The following is an 18,042-nucleotide window of genomic DNA, read 5'->3' as shown; positions in this document are numbered from 1 at the left end:
ATAGTCAGGTATTTGCCTATCAGTTTTATCACATGCAAACAGATACACTACTGGCATAACACTACCTTTACTTTATCGCGCTCACAGCACGATAAAGTAAATAAGAAGTCAGACAGCTTAGGATGTGCCCTAGCGTTTACGAGGTTTTTTATCTTTATCTTTTGTGGTAAATTTCTGTGCTCGATTACGCTCACGTTGACGCAATTGTTGTGTCTTCGCTTTGGTTGGCGTGTCGCTTTTATTGGCGTATGGGTTGTCATTTTGTTTAAAGATAACGTTAAGCGGCGTGCCTTCAAGCTTGAATACTTGACGGAACTGGTTTTCAAGATAGCGCTGATAGCTCTTAGGCAACGCGCTGGTTTGATTACCATGAATCACGATCACCGGTGGATTGTGGCCACCAATATGAGCATAGCGCAATTTAATACGGCGTCCAGCAACGGTTGGTGGCGGGTTGGCTGTGACCGCATCTTGCAGAATTTGGGTCAAACGATTGGTTGATACCTCAAACATGGACGACTTATAAGCGCGCAAGATGGAGGGGTATAGATTGCCAACGCCCGTACCGTGTAACGCTGATATCAGATGCACTTTTACATAAGGGATAAAGCTAAAACGACGATCCATTTCAAGCTTGATGTAATCTCTTTGATCGGGCGTTAAACCATCCCATTTGTTGATCGCCACTACCAAAGCGCGACCGGCATCAAGAGCGTAGCCAATCATGTGCAAATCTTGATCAACAATGCCTTCGTGAGCGTCAATCACAATAACCGTTACGTTAGAGTCTTCGATCGCTTGCAAGGTTTTGATGACCGAGAATTTTTCTACCTTTTCATCGATTTTACCACGGCGACGTACACCAGCTGTATCGATCAATACGTAGTCTTTACCATCGCGCTGATACGGGATATAAATACTGTCACGCGTGGTACCAGGCATATCAAAAACCACCACTCGATCTTCGCCCAATAGACGATTGACCAGTGTCGATTTGCCAACGTTTGGACGACCAATGATGGCAAGCTTTAAGCCTCTTGGCTCTACCACATTCTCTTGCGCAGGCATATCAGCGGTCAAAACTTCCAGCAGATTGCCCACACCGCGACCGTGACTGGCCGCCATTGGATACGGCTCACCCAATCCTAACGCATAAAATTCGGCCGGCGCCGCATCGTGGACACCATCGACTTTATTGGCAACGACATAGACTGGTTTACCAAGGGTGTGCAAAAACTTACCAATTTCGGCGTCAGCGCCAATCATACCGGCACGAGCATCAACGACGAATACAATAATATCCGCCTCATGAATCGCTGTGTGTGATTGCTCAGACATATAATCATCAATATTGCCGCTGCCATCATCTGCCTCACCAATACCACCCGTGTCTACCACAATGAAGGATTTGTCTTCATAGGTAGCATCGCCGTATTGACGGTCACGAGTCAGTCCTGACAAATCAGCAACCAATGCCTGCCGACTTTTTGTGAACTGATTAAATAAGGTGGATTTACCGACGTTTGGACGACCAATTAAGGCGACCACAGGCTTGATACTCATGGGTTACTCTCAGTGAAAGGCACAATGACGGACAGAACAGTTACTCCTATAAACACTGTAGTGAATATGCTGAACTTGGCCGAAAATTTAAATGAATGATAAAAACGATTGTAAAAATAATAATGGGTAATCTTACGATTAGCAAATAGTCTATGTGATAATGCCTACCGCATATCGGTCGCATAGAGTACGCGAAAGCCTGTATATAAACAAGCAATTTACACAAGGCAGTAAACGCTGACCAAGCAGCGTTTACCTTTTATAAAGCCATAACCAATCGGCGGACTAAATAATAGCGAGGAACTACCTGCTACCAAACCCAAGGCTGATCAGTAAAAATTAGCGGGCCAACTGCCAAATAGCCACTTGTCCTGAGGTGCTTTGGGTCATCAAACGGCTACCTTGGACTTGCAAGCTATTTAAGGCGCCTTTGGTCTGTACACGGCTGACGATTTTTCCACTAGCAGGATCAAATAAGTGCACCACACCATCAAGATCACCCACGGCAATGTAATTACCAATCATCACAGGGTTGGTTAGATGACGATAAGCCAACTCTTCACTTTCCCACAGTGTCTCGCCACTGGTACGGTCATAAGCCACCACTTTACCCTCTAAGCTTGTAGCAATCACTTGTTGGTTGTTGACCGCAAGCGCTTTTAAACTGGCAAGCTCGTTGACGAACATCACTTGACGCGAGGCTAAATCGATACCGAGTAACTGACCGCTATAACTGATGGCAAACAGCTGGTTGTTATCCACGATAGGCATGCCATCGACATCACTCATGCGCTCAACTTCACTACTACCCGTACCGATACCAACGCGTCTTGACCACTGCGGTAGACCATTATCGGTTGTCACGGCATGCAAACGGCCATCGGCAGTCGCTAATAGCGCCGTGTTACTATCTAATAATACGGGCGCCGCACTGCCACGCACACTGATCGCTGGAACTTGTGTGGCAAACTGCCATACAGACTGTCCAGTTTGTAGCGACAAACCATGCAAAAAGCCATCATTAGCCGATAGAATCACACGGTTATTGGTAATAAGCGCGGGTGTCAAAACCGAACCTGACATCTGTTGTTGCCAGCGTTTGTCGCCAGTAGCACTATCAAATGCCATTATCTGACCACCGCGAGTACTGACAATGGCGGTTTGGCTGAGCGCATCTATAGCAACACCGCCTGTAATTTGATCGCCGACATCGATTGACCACACACGTTCGCCAGCACTATTAAAGCCTGTCAAATCACCACCGCGCGATGCGGTCACGATTTGTCCATTGGCATAACCAACTTGCAGATCTAACGGATCTTTTTTGCTGGCTTTTTTATTACCGACATCCGTGCTAAAAATGGGCTGTAGCACACTAATAGGCTCAGCAATCTGTACCAGTTTTACCGGATCATTGACCACTGGTTTGATACCGCGATTACACCCAATCACCGCAGTGCTCATTACTGCCAAAACGGCCACATGCATAACTGTCTTTTTGAGGGTTGTAGCGTTTAAGATTTTGCTAGAGCGAATAGATTGAGTCATTATAGGTTCTCACTACAAATAAATTATTAATTATTAGATAAAACGCTAGCACTATTATTAGGCAATAACGCTTATTACTATACAATTACTGTGTAACCTCAGAGGTAGTGCCTTCTACAGCGCCTGCTTCTGCTAGTGGCTGTACAGGAGTGGGAGACGCTTGAATAAGGCGGGCTTGCTCCTCAATAGGCTCAGGCATACTACCCAAACTCTCCATCTTTAACGCCAATACGGCACGCGTTTCTTGACGGCTGCGTAATAGCTCCCAAGCATTGTTATACGACTGAATCGCTGCGTCTTTATTGCTTTGTGCCAAATAAATATCTCCTAGCAACTCTTGTTGGCTGGCTTCAAACGAGCTTGGGATATCATTATTGGCGGCTGCTAATGCAGCCTCTGTATCGCCAGCAGCCAATAGGGTGGTCGCATAACGCAGACGAGTAATTGCCTTCAGACCTGCATCGCCTAAATCGATTTCTAGGGCTTTTTTAAGGGTCTCACTTGCCGCCGTAAACTCATCATTATCCACTTGCTGCCGCGCTTTGATCATGAGTGCTTGCCAAGCGTAAATGGATTCCCCATGTTGGATTACTAACGCATCAATGTCTTTATTCAATTGTGTACGGCTCTGTACAAGTGCCTCTTGTGCCTCTGTCTCTAAATCTGGATTTTGCGAGGCCAAACTGACTTCTTCATTCAACCGCTGGATATCTGCATAGTGATCGGCCGCCACCGTATCTACCCGCGCATGGTTATCCTGCCAATAGGTCCACCCAAAGTAAGCTGCCAGCGCCAATAAAATTGCAGTGACAATATAGCTGCCATATTGCTTTAACGCTTGCATTGAGTTGTCTGCATTCGGCGAATTAGGTGTCAGAGCCATATATATTTACCTGATAAAATTGTTATTAAATTGCTGCTAGAATCAAAACCGATGGTCTATTGGCTGAGATGACGTTCACGTGGTAAAGGACGATCATCAGTTGCGAGAAAAATTCTCTTGATCCGAGAGCCAATCTTGCGCAACGGTCTGCTGCTCACCTGTCTGCATGTCTTTCACGCTAATGGTATTATCATCAAGCTCTTGCTGGGCGATAATGACGGTCAATGCAGCGCCTGACTTATCCGCTTTTTTCATTTGTGCTTTTAGGCTGGTGGCACTCGCCATTTTGACCCGTACATCTGGACGACTATAACGCAAGTTTTGCGCATAACCAATACCCGCGCTATACACCTCGGGATGAGCAACCACGAAGACATCACAAGCTGGCACCTCTGCAATTGGCGCGACCGCCTCCATCAGCAGCAATAAACGCTCAAGTCCCATGGCAAAACCAACGGCAGGCTCAGATTTTACCGGCTTATTACCATCTGTACCGATGGACTTCAATTGTCCAACCAGACCATCATAACGGCCACCTGCACAAACCGTGGCTTGGCTACCAAGTTTGTCGGTGACCCACTCAAAGACGGTTTTATTATAATAATCAAGTCCACGGACCAAATGCGGATTGATCTCAAAATCGATACCAAGCGCGGTCAAATAAGTTTGCACTTGCTCAAAGTGTGCCATGCTTTCTGTACCCAAAAAGTCAGCAAGCTTTGGGGCATCTGCCAATATCGCTTGTGTGCTCGCCTCTTTACTGTCTAAAATACGTAGCGGATTGGTCGTTAAGCGGCGTTTGCTGTCTTCGTCCAGCTGGTCTTTTTTATCGGTTAAATAGTTCACTAAGGCTTCACGATACGCGTGACGCTCATCGAGCTCACCTAGGCTGTTCAATTGCAGACGCATCTCGTCTTGTAGACCCAATGCTTGCCACATCAGATGGGTCATGGCAATCAGCTCGGCATCTGCATCAGGTAGCGCACTACCGAAGCTCTCGACACCCAGTTGATGAAACTGACGATAACGCCCTTTTTGCGGACGCTCATAACGGAACATTGGACCGATGTACCATAATTTTGGTGTATCGCCGCGTAATAGATTGTGCTCGATCACCGCGCGCACAGCCCCTGCTGTACCTTCAGGACGCAGCGCCAACGGCGTTGGTGGCTCAGATTTATCAGTGAAGCTGTACATCTCTTTTTCGACGATGTCCGTTGCCCCGCCGATAGCACGCGCAAATAAATCGGTTTGCTCAACGATCGGCAAGCGAATATGTTCATAGCCGTATCTGCCGAGCACATCAGCCAAAATCGCCTCTAAACGCAACCACTTTGCCGACTGTTCTGGCAAAATATCATTAAACCCTTTAATCGCTTTAATCATGGTACGGTCGTATCCTTAAAATGTTTAACAGGTCTCTCTATTATTGTTGTTTTTGCTCATCATGTGATTGAGCATTACTTTTAAACAAACAGCGAATCAGTATGGCCGCTTTTATGCTAAGGCGGCACGTATATAACGACTTATTTGACGCGAATAATCTCATTCTCACGTTTTTTGGCCAGATCTTCTGCATGCGCGCGTACCATGCCTTCTATTTCATCGACTAAATTATTGGTATCAATCAAATGGCTTTTTTCACCCATTCGGTACACCAGAGACTTCGGCGCGGCACCAACGATGCCAATGTCTGACTCTTTCGCTTCACCAGGTCCATTTACCTTACAGCCAATCACTGACAAATTCATTGGTTCACGAATATCTTCTAAACGTGACTCTAGCGCCGTCATTACTTTAATGACATCAAATTCTTGACGTGAGCAGCTTGGGCAAGCAATAAAATTAACACCGTTAGAACGAATATTTAGCGATTTTAGAATATCAAAGCCAATTTTGATTTCTTCTTCAGGCTCTGCAGCAAGCGAAATGCGAATCGTATCACCAATACCATCCAATAATAAACCACCCAGTGCAATGGCAGATTTTACGGCACCAGTACGGTAAACACCTGCTTCAGTGACACCCAAATGCAAGGGATTATCAATTTGTGCTGATATCAGACGATACGCATCTAGCGTCAAAAACACATTACTGGCTTTGACGGAAACCTTATATTGGTCAAAATTTAAGCGCTCTAGAATATCAATATGGCGCATTGCCGACTCAAGCATCGCCTCGCCTGTAGGCTCTTTGTATTTACGCTGGATGTCTTTTTCTAAGGAGCCGGCGTTGACACCGATCCGAATAGGGATGTTGTAATGTTTGGCACAAGCAACCACTTCTCGTACTTTGGCATCACTACCGATGTTACCCGGATTGATGCGTAGACAGTCAGCACCTGCCTCGGCAACCGCTAAGGCAATCTTATGATCAAAATGCACGTCGGCTATTAAGGGCACGCTGACCCGCTTACGAATTTCACCAAACGCTTTGACGGTATCCATGGTTGGCGTCGATACCCGCATCAAATCAGCGCCTGCTTCTACGCAGCGCTCTATTTGCGCGACAGTTGCTGCCACATCACAGGTATCTGTATTGGTCATACTTTGGACACTAATCGGCGCATCACCACCAATCGCGACATCACCGACATAGATTTTTTTGGTAAGACGACGGTTAATAGGCGCTGACGTTGACGATGTTGACATAGACAAACCCTTCAATTGGAGCGAGAAAAACGGAAACAAAACACACTTTTATGACCTTTAAAATCAAGGCGCCAACTCAAAATTGGCTTGCTCATCAGTGGCATAAGCCTCTAAAGCGACCGCTTCTTGGTTAAGCATTAAACTGACATTATCGACATTATCAATTTGTACATTAAACGGCGGCATACCTGACAATTCATAGTCACCAACGGTTTGCGTCCCACTGATTAGACTGCTACCAGAGGCATCAGTAATATTAACGGTGGCGGTATCAGTGAGCGTGACGTTTAAAGAAGCCGTGCTGGCACTAGCCTCACCGCCCAAATTTAGAGCAGAGCCAGAGGCACCAATACCAGTCGCGTCATCAATAGCGGCACCCTGAGCTTGCTCTGTCGCTGATATGTCTTCGACTACGGTTATCGATTCAGCACTGTTTTCTTTGCTGGCGTTACTCACCATACGAAACAAGAATATCGCTAAAATAATGACGCCAATGACTGCGATGATCAGTAACGGATTAAAACGAATGCGATTGTGAGTATCGCGCTGTAATGTGCCCATCGGGCGCAGCGGCGTATCGGTACTATTCAACGATTTGGCTTTGAGCTCATTGGGGTAAGCGGCATCAAAACTGTTCGCGATTTTTGCAGAATCCAATCCCAAATATTTGGCATAGTTGATCGCAAAACCACGAGCAAACGCTGCTTGCGGTAAATCAGCAAAATTTTCATTTTCAAGCGCTTGTAAATGGCGCTTTAAAATAAACAACTCGGCGGCCGCCTCTTCTAAACTGACCTGCTTATTTTTACGGGCTTGCTGCAACATGGCACCAAATGATCCCTGAGCGTTAGATTGAGTGTTTGATGATGGGGTGGTCATTTCCATGGTGCCTCTGGATTGTTAAGCCAAGTCTTAAGTTGTTTTGCTTCATCACTTAAGGGGTAAGTAGATAAAAGCTGCTGTGCCAATTGCTGGCGCGTCGTTAGGTTATTTTGCGCGGCCGCAAGTTTGATGCCTTGTAAAAGCAGGCGCGGGCTAATGCCCTGTCCTTGTATCAGTATCAACGTTTCATCATAAAGTCTCTGCGCCTGCGGTACACGCTGCTGCTCTAGCAGTAAATCCACCAATTCGATATGAGCGATAAGGCTATTGCGATTGCCATCGAGTGCCCGCAAAAACGCTTTAGCAGCTGCGCTACGATCACCTAGCTGCAGGTAAGTACGCCCTAAGTTCTCTAACGCACCGATACGGCCTTCATAACCTAACGCGGCCCCCGCAATCTCAAACTGCTCTGCCGCCTCACGATAGCGCTTCATCTGTGATAAATAAACGCCGTAGTTATTGTGGGCCTGCTCAAAGTCTTTATCAAGCGCGATCGCTTTTTTAAAATATTGATCGGCCTTTGCAAGATTGATTCGACTGCCTTCTTGCTGCAGCAAAACGCCCATCATATCATAGGCTGGCGCGTAACGGCTATCAGCAGCAAAGGCTTTTTCAAGCTGCCGCTGGGCCGTATCGAGCTCATTTTTGCGGATATATTGCGCGGCCAGTGAGGTTCGCACGCGGGCGATTTCTTGTTGATCCAAGTTACGATTGTCACTCGGTCGCGTGGACGTCTGATAAGGCGCGCTACCTATCAAGTCATTGGTTGGCGTGCTCTGACAGCCAGTCAGCAGCAAACCGGACAGCGCCGTGATTAGCAGCACACCCTTTGCTGTGGTTACTTGGTTGGTCGCTACCCTGAACTGCTTACAAAATCTAAAAAATGGTTGTTGATATTTGAGCTGACAAGAATTGTTAGAAGTCATCATAGCCGCCATCATAAACTGTGATTCAATGCGTTCGATCCTCGAGCCAACAGTTTAATGGATTTAGCCCCCATAAGTACAATTTAGTTGTCATTAATTGCGCTGTTCATCAATACTAGCCATTATGGCTACATTTTCATTACCATTGCGACAGATAAAAGACAGCTAACACTAAATGCTGGGCAATTTGTTCACGGTTCATACACCTATCGAACTATACACTTTCACGATCTTTGATGCTTTGTTGCCAAGCCGCCGAACGTCTGGTGCGATCAGCCACTTGCCCAACCAACTGACCACAAGCGGCATCAATGTCGTCACCGCGTGTTTGACGAATGGTGCAAACAAAACCTGCCTCGCTTAAGATATTGCTAAACGCATGGATGCGGTTATTGCTTGATTTATCATAGGGGGCATGCGGAAACGGATTGAATGGGATCAGGTTGATTTTGCTTGGTAAGCCTTCTAATAACGCCACTAGCTGCTGTGCATGCTCATTGCTGTCATTGACGCCATCAAGCATCACATATTCAATCGTCACATGTTTTTTGTGACGCGGATTGACATCATAAACGTAGTTTTTTGCGGCGGCAATCAGCTCATCCAACGGATACTTTTTATTAATGGGCACCAATTCATTACGTAGCTCATCGTTTGGCGCATGCAATGAGATGGCCAATGCCACGTCGAGGTCTTGCGCCAGTTGATACATTTTTGGCACAACGCCTGACGTCGATAAGGTCACGCGGCGCTTTGACAATCCATAAGCATGATCGCTGAGCATGATTTCCATTGAGCCAACCACTGGCTTATAGTTTAACAGTGGCTCACCCATGCCCATCATCACCACATTGGTGACGTTATTTTCCCATAGGCTATGGTCAACGTTTTCCAAACTTTCATTCTCATCCGTCATATAGGAAGCGTTGGCCACCCATAGCTGTCCGATAATCTCAGCGGCACTCAAATCACGCTCAAACCCTTGCTTACCCGTACTACAAAAGCTACAGTCCAGCGCGCAGCCAACTTGTGACGACACACACAAGGTTTTTCGGCCATTTAGCTTACTATCATCCGCTGGTATCAATACCGTCTCAACCAGTGAGCCACCCGTGACTTCAAACACCCATTTACGCGTGCCATCATCACTGTACTGACGATGGATCACCTTAGGCGGCACCACACAAGCATTGGCTGACAACTTATCACGCAAGGACTTACTCAGGTTGGTCATTTTTTCAAAATCCGTCACACCGTGCTGATATATCCACTTAATGACCTGAGTGGCACGAAACGGCTTTTCGCCAATACTTTTGAAGTAGTCAGCCAGTTGCGCTTGCGTCATCCCCAATAAATTGGTCTTTGCGTGTGCCTCATCTACTAGCTTGATGCTGTCAATAAGTCTAGTCGGTACGTGCTGAGTGGGTGTTTGTACAGTTGACATAATAGGTAACCTTTTTGCATAAGCTTGGATAAGCGGTGCAATTATTGATATGAGCTATGAGTGTTGTCACACATACGTAGTACGTGAGTGCATGAGCAATCCGTTATAAGCGCAGACTTTATTGATTTATCCAGTGACTGGGAAAAAATCTAATAAAATTATGCTGATAAGGGATTGATAACGCTGATTAAATACGATAATGAGGGAAACCTTGGTTAATTTCAACAAAGACTGTGACTATTATAATCGAAGTTACCCATCAGCAAATAATTAAAACGGCCTATACCCATAAGATATAAGCCGTCTTGCAAAACCAATTATAACCAATCAATCTTGTAAATAACTGGTGCACAGTTGGTTTACGATATTAACGCGTACGTGCACAAACTTCATCATCATTGAAAAAGTAGCTGATTTCACGTTTGGCTGATTCCGCTGAATCTGAGCCATGAACCGCGTTTTCATCGATGCTGCTTGCGAAATCAGCACGGATAGTGCCAACAGCGGCTTCTTTTGGATTGGTTGCACCCATGATTTCACGATGCTTAGCGATAGCGTTTTCGCCTTCTAGTACTGATACCAATACTGGACCTGACATCATGAACGATTTTAGATCATTGTAAAATGGACGCTCAGCGTGTTCAGCGTAGAAACCGCCTGCTTTTTCATCATCAAGTTGTAGCATTTTGGCGGCAACGATTTTTAGACCCGCTTGTTCGAAACGGTCGTAGATAGCGCCGATGTGGTTGCCAGCAACTGCGTCAGGTTTGATGATAGATAAAGTACGTTCGTTAGCCATAAAAAGCTCCTAATAAATGCTAAATTCAATAAAAAATGAAAGGGTTCATGCTTTGTTTTGTCTTTGGCCACAGTGTTGGCTAGGCTGATTTCAATGAGCCACTGCTTATTCACATGAAAACATGGGCGCCAACACAGGATTGCTGCCTATTATAATGATTAAGGCCATAAATGATAGGATTAATTTATGACCGTACCTTGCACAAAAGTAAAAACCCCAATGCTCAGCACTGGGGTTTTGATGTTTACTCGTTCAACCTATTTACTAACAGATGATAGTAAACAGAGGTGATAACTTAGGCATCATACGGATCGCGAAGTACGATCGTCTCTTCACGGTCAGGGCCCGTTGAGATGATATCGACTGGGCAACCAATCAAGTCTTCGATACGTTTGATGTATTTTTTCGCATTTTCTGGCAGGTCATCATAGTTGGTGATACCAACGGTTGATTCGCTCCAGCCTTGCATGGTTTCGTACTTAGGCGTCACTGACTCATAGAATTCAGCATCATGGGCGCCTGCGCACTCAGTCTCAGGCAAGTTATAACCCACACCGATAAGCAACTCTTCAAGACCATCTAGTACGTCAAGCTTGGTCAAGCAAATACCGGACATAGAGTTAAGCACAACTGCACGGCGTAGAGCTTCGGCATCGAACCAACCACAGCGGCGCGCACGACCAGTCGTCGCACCAAACTCATGACCGACTTTGGCCAAATGCGCCCCAACATCATCGAACAGTTCAGTTGGGAACGGACCGCTACCCACGCGTGTGGTATAAGCTTTAGTGATACCAAGGACGTAGTCTAAATAGAGTGGACCAATACCCGTACCCGTCGATACGCCACCAGCGGTCACGCTTGAGCTGGTCACAAACGGATAAGTACCGTGGTCGATATCCAGTAGCGTACCTTGAGCACCTTCAAACATGAGGTTTTTGCCAGCAAGGCGTAACTGGTTTAAATCTTCGGTAACATCAGTGACCATACCAGTGATCTCAGCTTTCCACTCTTGGCACAGCTTGTACGTCTCATCAAAATCAATCGCGTCAACTTTGTAATACTCAGTCAATTGGAAGTTATGATATTCGATTAAGTTACGTAGCTTTTCTTCTAAGTCTTCACGGAACAAGTCAGCAAGTTTGATGGCACGGCGCGCTACTTTGTCTTCGTACGCAGGCCCGATACCGCGACCCGTCGTACCGATTTTACCAGTACCGCGCTTGGCTTCACGCGCTTGGTCAAGAGCGACGTGATATGGCATGATCAATGGACAGTTAGGAGAGATACGTAGACGCTCACGTACGGGTACGTTGTTGTCTTCAAGCTCTTTCATTTCTTTGAGTAGGGCGTCAGGTGCCAACACCACGCCATTACCAATAAAGCAAGTCACGCCTTCACGTAAGATACCTGATGGGATCAAATGCAATACGGTGGTTTTGCCATCGACAACCAACGTGTGTCCAGCGTTGTGACCGCCTTGAAAGCGAGCAACTGCTGAGGCTTTTTCGGTAAGTAAATCAACGATTTTACCCTTACCTTCATCGCCCCATTGGCTACCCAAAACTACGACATTCTTACCCATGATCAATCCTTACCTTTATGTATTGAGGTGTGTGCAATAACGGTTGAAAAATTAAATAACTGTGTTGACAGTCTCTTTGTATAGTCCCTTCTATTTAAAACCAATACAGAGTGAATGGGATAAATTTTTCGCAGCCTCTGTCACGCTTGCGAACAGCAAGCAAGAACAATTTATCCCATTAGCACGATGACATTAATGTATCGATTTTATTTTCCACTGACTATATCTAACAATTTTTATCTAACCAATGATTTAGCGTTTTAAACGGTTTGTAGCTGCCACTGATTGTCTACAAATTTTAAATGATGCGTGATAGCGGCTGGGCGATCTTTTGCATCTAGCGGCATCGTGACACGATAACCCTGCTGACGTAAGCTCTCAACTTGTTGTAACAATGTCTGTTTCTGCTCGTGATCTGCGGTATTCAATGCATCAAAATCCACCAATACGATGGTTGGCGCATCAAGCTGAGTGTGAGCGAGCAAGCGGCTGACGTCCATACTAAAACCAGTGGCTTCACGGAGCTCATGTCCCGTTAACTGACTGCCGCTTTGCATCCCATCGAAACGGCCGCCACGTACCAGCGGTTGGGTCTCACTATTGATATAACCATTGAACACAATACCCGTGTGATAGTGGTAGCCTGATAGCTCCGTCACATCGATACTGACATCGCATTGCCATTGGTCTTGTAAATGTGCTTTTAACCGTTGCAGCTCATCAACCGCCACCGTAATTTGTGCATCTTGCTGAGCGGTGGCTGACAGTTTAACCAATAGGTTTGCAATATCGTGGCCAAAGCGGGCTAATGCATAAAAGTCATCACCCATCGGTAATACTTGGCACACACGTTTTAGCTCTGGTAAGTTTTTGTTGGCATATAAGTGCATCAAATGTTCAGTGTCACCCTCTGCCAGCTCGGCCAATTCGGCCAAACGCTTAAATATCGCTACGTGACCCAAATCGATGTGCAGCGCAGCACTCATGTTTAGCTTATTGACCATGCCGAATAACACATCTATCAGCTCGATATCTGCAGCAAGTGAGGCACAACCAAATATCTCAGCACCCAACTGCAATGGCGTGCGTGAGCCAAACAGTCCGGACGGTAATGTATGAATCACATCCCCTGCGTAGCAATAACGCGCAATACCTGTACCACCGTGATGCGCATCTATACGCAAAATCTGCGGCGTGATATCAGCGCGCAGCCCCATCAACCGACCCGTTAGCTGATCGATGATCTTAAAGGTTTGACGCTTTAAATCCTCTGAGGCATCACTTAACAACGACTCAGTAAACTCAATCATTGGCGGATTCACCAGCTGATAACCATGCGTGATGAGCTGCTGCGTCAACTGATACCGAAGCACTTCTTGCTTATGGGCATCTTCAAACAACACGTCTACTACCCCATCAGGCAGCAGCCAGCTATTGGCAACGTCGCTCGCAAAGTTGCTAAGAGAGGGCATGCGATTGGGCATAGCACTGTTTTCAGCAGGCTGAGTCGCCGCTTCATTTGTCGTATTTAACAGGGTAGGTTTTGCAGAATCAGAACTGACAGACACAATAAATCCTTGTTTGGCGTATCGCTTACCAAAAACGCGGTACTGATGCGGTACTTAAAGGTTATATTTACAATTGCATTGACGTCGGCATTTTTTATTTTTAACGCACAACATCATTGACCCAATTATTGATAAACAAACTAGGTAACCGCAAAAGCGTGAGTAATAAGTATAATTTAGAATGATAAGACGAGTATCTTTATGCGATAAGCTAATAGACCTTAATAAATCACCAAGGCACTTTATGCTTTAGTTTAGCATAGCCGTTTAGGTTCGCCTAGTGACAATTGGCCACAATCACTATCTAATTATGCTTCTTAATTATTCTTCATCGACGCTAAAGCGAGACAAGTTGTAAAGAAAACAGTGAGCGCGGTAGAACCACGTCTGCAACACAAACTCATGGTACACTAACGTATATTTTTATCTCGGAAGCCTTATGTCAACTGACTACCATCCAAACCCCGCCATCAACCAAACCAATGTTTTAGGGACGGCACTTGCGAGCTGCTGCTTTGATCCTCTTACTGGCTACTATCGCAACGGCTTTTGTCATACGGGCAATCATGATGTCGGCCAGCATACCGTCTGTGCAAAGATGACCAGCGAGTTTTTGAACTTTTCGGCCAGTCGCGGCAATGACCTTATCACGCCCCTGCCTGAGTATGGCTTTGAAGGTCTCAAACCAGGTGACTACTGGTGTGTCTGCGCCTTACGCTGGGTCGAAGCACTCGACTTTGATATTGCACCGCCAATAAAACTAGAAGCCTGTCATGAAAGTTTATTAAGCTTGGTCGATATTGACACGTTAAAAAGCTACGCGCTTTAAAGTACGCGCTTTAGAAATAATACTGTGGGTTTTGATAATTAGCATTTTTTACTTTAAAAAGGGAGGGTGTATGGAAGACAATCACGATCAGTTGATTAAAAAAACAGCACGGATTGCACCCAACTCTAACATCAGTCATATTTACGCCAATATGAGTGACAAACATCTGTATCTAGACAATGATGACAGCTATATCTATGGCGATGCGGATGCGACCACTGAGGACACCATTGAGACCATGACGGTCTACGATCCAGACTCTGAACGTTATGAAGATATCGATTTGTCCAGTGTGGACGAGGTGGTCAACTGCTACGCCTACTCGCGAAAAACGGGTGAAAAGCTCGATCAAGTGGCCCTCAATAACGTCAGTCGCGCTTTGAGTAATAATGGCCAGTTTATCTGGTTGGGTCTGTATGACCCGAGCTTAGAGACCATGGTCAAAGTCAAAGAAGCCTTTGATTTGCATGAGTTGGCGATTGAGGATGCTTTTGCTGACCATCAACGCGCCAAAGTAGAAAACTACGACAACGACATGGTGTTTGTGGTACTGCGTACCGCCAAGCTTGAGGATAATATTATCCGCTATGGCACCACGGCGATATTTATGGGCAAAAACTACCTGATTACTATCCGTAATGGCCCATCAAACTCCTATGCACCCGTCCGTGAGCACTGCCATCGTCGCCCTGAAAAGCTACGCATGGGACCTATCTTCGTCCTACATGCCATTCTCGATTTTATCGTTGATAACTATATGCCGATCACCGATCGCTTAGGTCGTTATTTACGTGAGCAAGAGCGCTATGTGTTTACCTATGAGTTTGATAAAGAGACCTTAAAAAATCTTTATGAGCTTAAATCACAACTGGTACACATGCGCGCCATTATCTTGCCGGTGCAAGACATCTGTAGCTTCTTTATCAATCATAAAAAAAGCGAGCTGGTCTCTGGTTTTTCGCAAGCAGCGAAGCCCTACTTTCGCGATGTGAATGACCACCTTTTGCATTCTCTCGATGCGATCAACGGTCTTAATGAGATGCTTAGCGTGGTAATGAATACCTATATGGCCATGGTAAATACTGGCCAGAACGAAGTGGTGCGTAAGCTTGCCGCTTGGGCAGGTATCTTAGCAGTACCAACCGCCATCGCTGGTATCTATGGCATGAACTTTGACTTCATGCCTGAGCTGCATTGGAAGTACTCGTATTTTGTCATCATGGTGGTTATTGGGTCATTGTGTGGCTATCTTTACTATAACTTTAAAAGGTTAAAGTGGTTATAGCGATCTTTTCTTCGTAGAGGTCTGTCTATTCAGCAAAAAATAGCATCGGCGTCGATGCTATTTTTTTAATTAATTATTGATAATGATTATTATTTGTAATATTATTCGCATCTAATATTACTAAATTCTTGCCTTTATTCCTAATAAACCCATTCCAAAAGTTACGATTGGCGCTGTTAACACTGCTAAGCCTACAAAATTACGAAATGTAGGACGTGCGCCCCTCTTTCACGCTGCTCTAATTTTTGCCATGGTACTACTTGTTCCTATTGAGGTTTTTATGCGCTTATCCCATCTCACTCAAGCCGTAGCACTCATAACCGCAGCCTTGCTACTTACGGCTTGCGTTGATGACTCCGACACCACTATCATTGATGGAACACCGCCATTATTAACGACCGATAGCAACTTTACTGATGGCTATAGCGCTGTTGCCGCGGTGTTTGTCTCAGGGCAAGTACAAGACAGCAGCGGTATCAAATCTTTAACTTACACGCTCAATGAAACACCAGCACAAGCGCTGTCAGTCGACCCAGAAGGATACTTTAGCGATCGCATTTTATTAGCCCGGGGTAGCAATACCATCACGTTAGAAGCCACAGACAACGCTGGTAACATCATGCGCTCAACCAAAACCATCTATTTGGGCGATACCATCGCGGCAAGCGGCTCTCATACGGGTGCGCTGCGCGATGGCGAACTCTATGGCTGGGGGCGCAACAACTACGGGCAAACGGGTCTTGGGTTAACCACCAACCTGTCAGACGCCATGGGCCATCCTGATACGCCAATGCTGATGAACAGTGCGCCCGACAACTTGCTTTCTATCAGCTTTAATCAAAACCACTCACTTGCTATCGCTAACAATGGTCAAGTCTATAGCTGGGGCGAAGACAAATATGGCCAATTAGGCCGCGGCGATACAGGTCGTAATAACTGCAGCAATGTGGCTGACTGCCGCCTTGATATCAGTACCATTGCAGGTATTGAAAACGCAGTGATGGTAGCGCCTGGCTACAAGCATAACTTGGTACTGACCGAAAACGGCAGCGTTTGGGCATTTGGTGCCAACGAGCAAGGACAGCTGGGCAATGACACGACTGCCAACAGCAGCGTACCAGTCAAGGTTGACTTCTCGGCAGCAGAGGGTGCCGGCCACATTGTGCAAGTTGTCGCCAGCGCTAATAGCTCCTATGCCTTAGATGATAAAGGTCAGGTCTGGGGTTGGGGCAGCGATGCTTATGCCAATCTTGGAAAAGGCAAGGCTTGCACCACTGCTAATAACTGCGTCAACATCAACCCCGCGCCGATTCTTATTAATGTCACTGATGAAGATCAAGTTAATGCGACCCAAACTACTGACTCTACACTCGCCATAGATGTAGAGAAAGTCACGCAATTAGCAGCTGGTAGGGATCATGTATTGGCGTTAACCAATAAAGAATCTGTTTATGGTTGGGGCCTCAATGTCAGTAGCCAATTAGGGTATTATGGTGAATTATTCAAAAATACCGAAGGTGCGTGGGCCCGTATCGTGACCACACCGACCAAACTGCCATGGTTCACGGATAAAGACGTGCGTCGCGTTTATGCCAATGGTAATGCCAGCTATGCGTTATTAGACAACGTCGCGGTCGGCACTGACGCCACTACCGATGGCATCCTCTATACTTGGGGCGCGTTTGGTGAAACAAACAGTGAGGGTACGACGGAGTATGACAATCTAGATGAGCCTACCAATAAACTGCCCAATTTAAAGAATATCGATAACATGGCAATGGGCGCCATGCACTTGATTGCTCATGAAAAACCGCTTAACCAAGACGGCTCTACCAACACCGGATATGGTCAGCTATTTACTTGGGGCTGGAGCTTTGAAGGCTCGTTAGGTAACGAGAGTACCGTTCATGTCTGGATGTACAACACCCCTATGCCAGTGATGCTACCAAATCAGCTATAACTGACAGCGGCTTCATTGTACTTATGAACACTGAGTGCTAATAAAAACTGAATAAGTTGAGAATTTAACAAGGGTTGCATCATTTTGCAGTCCTTGTTGCCTAACATGTGTCCCTACTC

The 18,042-nt window shown here is 45.9% G+C and carries 14 protein-coding genes; 3 read left to right on the top strand and 11 right to left on the bottom strand.

Annotation, left to right across the window (positions count from 1 at the left end):
* Nucleotides 1-129: 129 nt before the first annotated feature.
* The 11 genes from der to DVY93_RS05080 all read right to left on the bottom strand — a co-directional run bounded on the left by der (nucleotide 130) and on the right by DVY93_RS05080 (nucleotide 13,849).
* A complete protein-coding gene (der, locus tag DVY93_RS05130) occupies nucleotides 130-1,563 on the bottom strand; it encodes a ribosome biogenesis GTPase Der (RefSeq protein WP_193006613.1) in 1,434 nt (477 codons plus the stop codon).
* 339 nt (nucleotides 1,564-1,902) lie between these two features.
* Entirely contained in the window at nucleotides 1,903-3,111 is a 1,209-nt protein-coding gene (gene bamB, locus DVY93_RS05125) for an outer membrane protein assembly factor BamB (protein WP_230709555.1), read from the bottom strand.
* Nucleotides 3,112-3,196: 85 nt separating this feature from the next.
* Nucleotides 3,197-3,994 carry a YfgM family protein gene (locus DVY93_RS05120; protein WP_198334946.1) on the bottom strand — a complete coding sequence of 266 codons (798 nt, stop codon included), beginning with the start codon at nucleotides 3,992-3,994 and terminating at the stop codon, nucleotides 3,197-3,199.
* Between the two features lie 96 nt (nucleotides 3,995-4,090).
* The gene (hisS, locus tag DVY93_RS05115) at nucleotides 4,091-5,380 is read right to left on the bottom strand and encodes a histidine--tRNA ligase (RefSeq protein ID WP_230709554.1); all 1,290 of its coding nucleotides are present in this window, start codon (nucleotides 5,378-5,380) and stop codon (nucleotides 4,091-4,093) included.
* A 140-nt stretch (nucleotides 5,381-5,520) separates the two neighbouring features.
* A complete protein-coding gene (ispG, locus tag DVY93_RS05110; RefSeq protein ID WP_230709552.1) occupies nucleotides 5,521-6,645 on the bottom strand; it encodes a flavodoxin-dependent (E)-4-hydroxy-3-methylbut-2-enyl-diphosphate synthase in 1,125 nt (374 codons plus the stop codon).
* A 63-nt stretch (nucleotides 6,646-6,708) separates the two neighbouring features.
* Nucleotides 6,709-7,524: a helix-turn-helix domain-containing protein gene (locus tag DVY93_RS05105; RefSeq protein ID WP_193006623.1), complete on the bottom strand. Its 816-nt coding sequence runs from the start codon at nucleotides 7,522-7,524 to the stop codon at nucleotides 6,709-6,711.
* On the bottom strand, nucleotides 7,521-8,456 hold the full coding sequence (gene pilW, locus DVY93_RS05100) for a type IV pilus biogenesis/stability protein PilW (protein WP_230709550.1): 936 nt from the start codon (nucleotides 8,454-8,456) through the stop codon (nucleotides 7,521-7,523). Before pilW ends, DVY93_RS05105 begins: the two co-directional genes overlap by 4 nt.
* Before the next feature lie 211 nt (nucleotides 8,457-8,667).
* A complete protein-coding gene (rlmN, locus tag DVY93_RS05095; RefSeq protein ID WP_230709548.1) occupies nucleotides 8,668-9,897 on the bottom strand; it encodes a 23S rRNA (adenine(2503)-C(2))-methyltransferase RlmN in 1,230 nt (409 codons plus the stop codon).
* A 367-nt stretch (nucleotides 9,898-10,264) separates the two neighbouring features.
* Nucleotides 10,265-10,696 carry a nucleoside-diphosphate kinase gene (gene ndk / locus DVY93_RS05090; protein ID WP_230709540.1) on the bottom strand — a complete coding sequence of 144 codons (432 nt, stop codon included), beginning with the start codon at nucleotides 10,694-10,696 and terminating at the stop codon, nucleotides 10,265-10,267.
* A 295-nt stretch (nucleotides 10,697-10,991) separates the two neighbouring features.
* Nucleotides 10,992-12,281 (bottom strand): adenylosuccinate synthase, encoded by a 1,290-nt coding sequence (locus DVY93_RS05085; protein WP_198334952.1) that lies wholly within the window; start codon nucleotides 12,279-12,281, stop codon nucleotides 10,992-10,994.
* 260 nt (nucleotides 12,282-12,541) lie between these two features.
* Nucleotides 12,542-13,849, bottom strand: a complete 1,308-nt coding sequence (locus tag DVY93_RS05080; protein ID WP_230709538.1) for an ATP phosphoribosyltransferase regulatory subunit — start codon at nucleotides 13,847-13,849, stop codon at nucleotides 12,542-12,544.
* Between the two features lie 439 nt (nucleotides 13,850-14,288).
* On the opposite strand from DVY93_RS05080, the gene DVY93_RS05075 reads away from it, so the two are divergent.
* The 3 genes from DVY93_RS05075 (at nucleotide 14,289) to DVY93_RS05065 (ending at nucleotide 17,923) form a co-directional block, all read left to right on the top strand.
* The gene (locus DVY93_RS05075) at nucleotides 14,289-14,678 is read left to right on the top strand and encodes a DUF2237 family protein (protein WP_230709536.1); all 390 of its coding nucleotides are present in this window, start codon (nucleotides 14,289-14,291) and stop codon (nucleotides 14,676-14,678) included.
* Between the two features lie 70 nt (nucleotides 14,679-14,748).
* Entirely contained in the window at nucleotides 14,749-15,963 is a 1,215-nt protein-coding gene (gene corA / locus DVY93_RS05070) for a magnesium/cobalt transporter CorA (RefSeq protein WP_230709534.1), read from the top strand.
* Between the two features lie 280 nt (nucleotides 15,964-16,243).
* A complete protein-coding gene (locus tag DVY93_RS05065) occupies nucleotides 16,244-17,923 on the top strand; it encodes an RCC1 domain-containing protein (RefSeq protein ID WP_230709532.1) in 1,680 nt (559 codons plus the stop codon).
* Nucleotides 17,924-18,042: the final 119 nt, after the last annotated feature.

Source organism: Psychrobacter sp. CCUG 69069 (assembly GCF_021023115.1).
Lineage (GTDB): Bacteria > Pseudomonadota > Gammaproteobacteria > Pseudomonadales > Moraxellaceae > Psychrobacter > Psychrobacter namhaensis.
Note: the sequence above shows the minus strand (reverse complement) of the source record. Positions and strands in the feature narration are given on the sequence as shown.

Excerpts from the sequence above, each read along its gene's own strand:
- ndk (WP_230709540.1), bottom strand. The coding sequence starts at position 10,696 with ATGGCTAACGAACGTACTTTATCTATCATCAAACCTGACGCAGTTGCT.
- corA (WP_230709534.1), top strand. The coding sequence starts at position 14,749 with ATGGAAGACAATCACGATCAGTTGATTAAAAAAACAGCACGGATTGCA.
- DVY93_RS05065 (WP_230709532.1), top strand. The coding sequence starts at position 16,244 with ATGCGCTTATCCCATCTCACTCAAGCCGTAGCACTCATAACCGCAGCC.
- rlmN (WP_230709548.1), bottom strand. The coding sequence starts at position 9,897 with ATGTCAACTGTACAAACACCCACTCAGCACGTACCGACTAGACTTATT.
- pilW (WP_230709550.1), bottom strand. The coding sequence starts at position 8,456 with ATGATGACTTCTAACAATTCTTGTCAGCTCAAATATCAACAACCATTT.
- DVY93_RS05105 (WP_193006623.1), bottom strand. The coding sequence starts at position 7,524 with ATGACCACCCCATCATCAAACACTCAATCTAACGCTCAGGGATCATTT.
- DVY93_RS05075 (WP_230709536.1), top strand. The coding sequence starts at position 14,289 with ATGTCAACTGACTACCATCCAAACCCCGCCATCAACCAAACCAATGTT.
- ispG (WP_230709552.1), bottom strand. The coding sequence starts at position 6,645 with ATGTCAACATCGTCAACGTCAGCGCCTATTAACCGTCGTCTTACCAAA.
- bamB (WP_230709555.1), bottom strand. The coding sequence starts at position 3,111 with ATGACTCAATCTATTCGCTCTAGCAAAATCTTAAACGCTACAACCCTC.
- DVY93_RS05085 (WP_198334952.1), bottom strand. The coding sequence starts at position 12,281 with ATGGGTAAGAATGTCGTAGTTTTGGGTAGCCAATGGGGCGATGAAGGT.
- hisS (WP_230709554.1), bottom strand. The coding sequence starts at position 5,380 with ATGATTAAAGCGATTAAAGGGTTTAATGATATTTTGCCAGAACAGTCG.
- DVY93_RS05120 (WP_198334946.1), bottom strand. The coding sequence starts at position 3,994 with ATGGCTCTGACACCTAATTCGCCGAATGCAGACAACTCAATGCAAGCG.
- der (WP_193006613.1), bottom strand. The coding sequence starts at position 1,563 with ATGAGTATCAAGCCTGTGGTCGCCTTAATTGGTCGTCCAAACGTCGGT.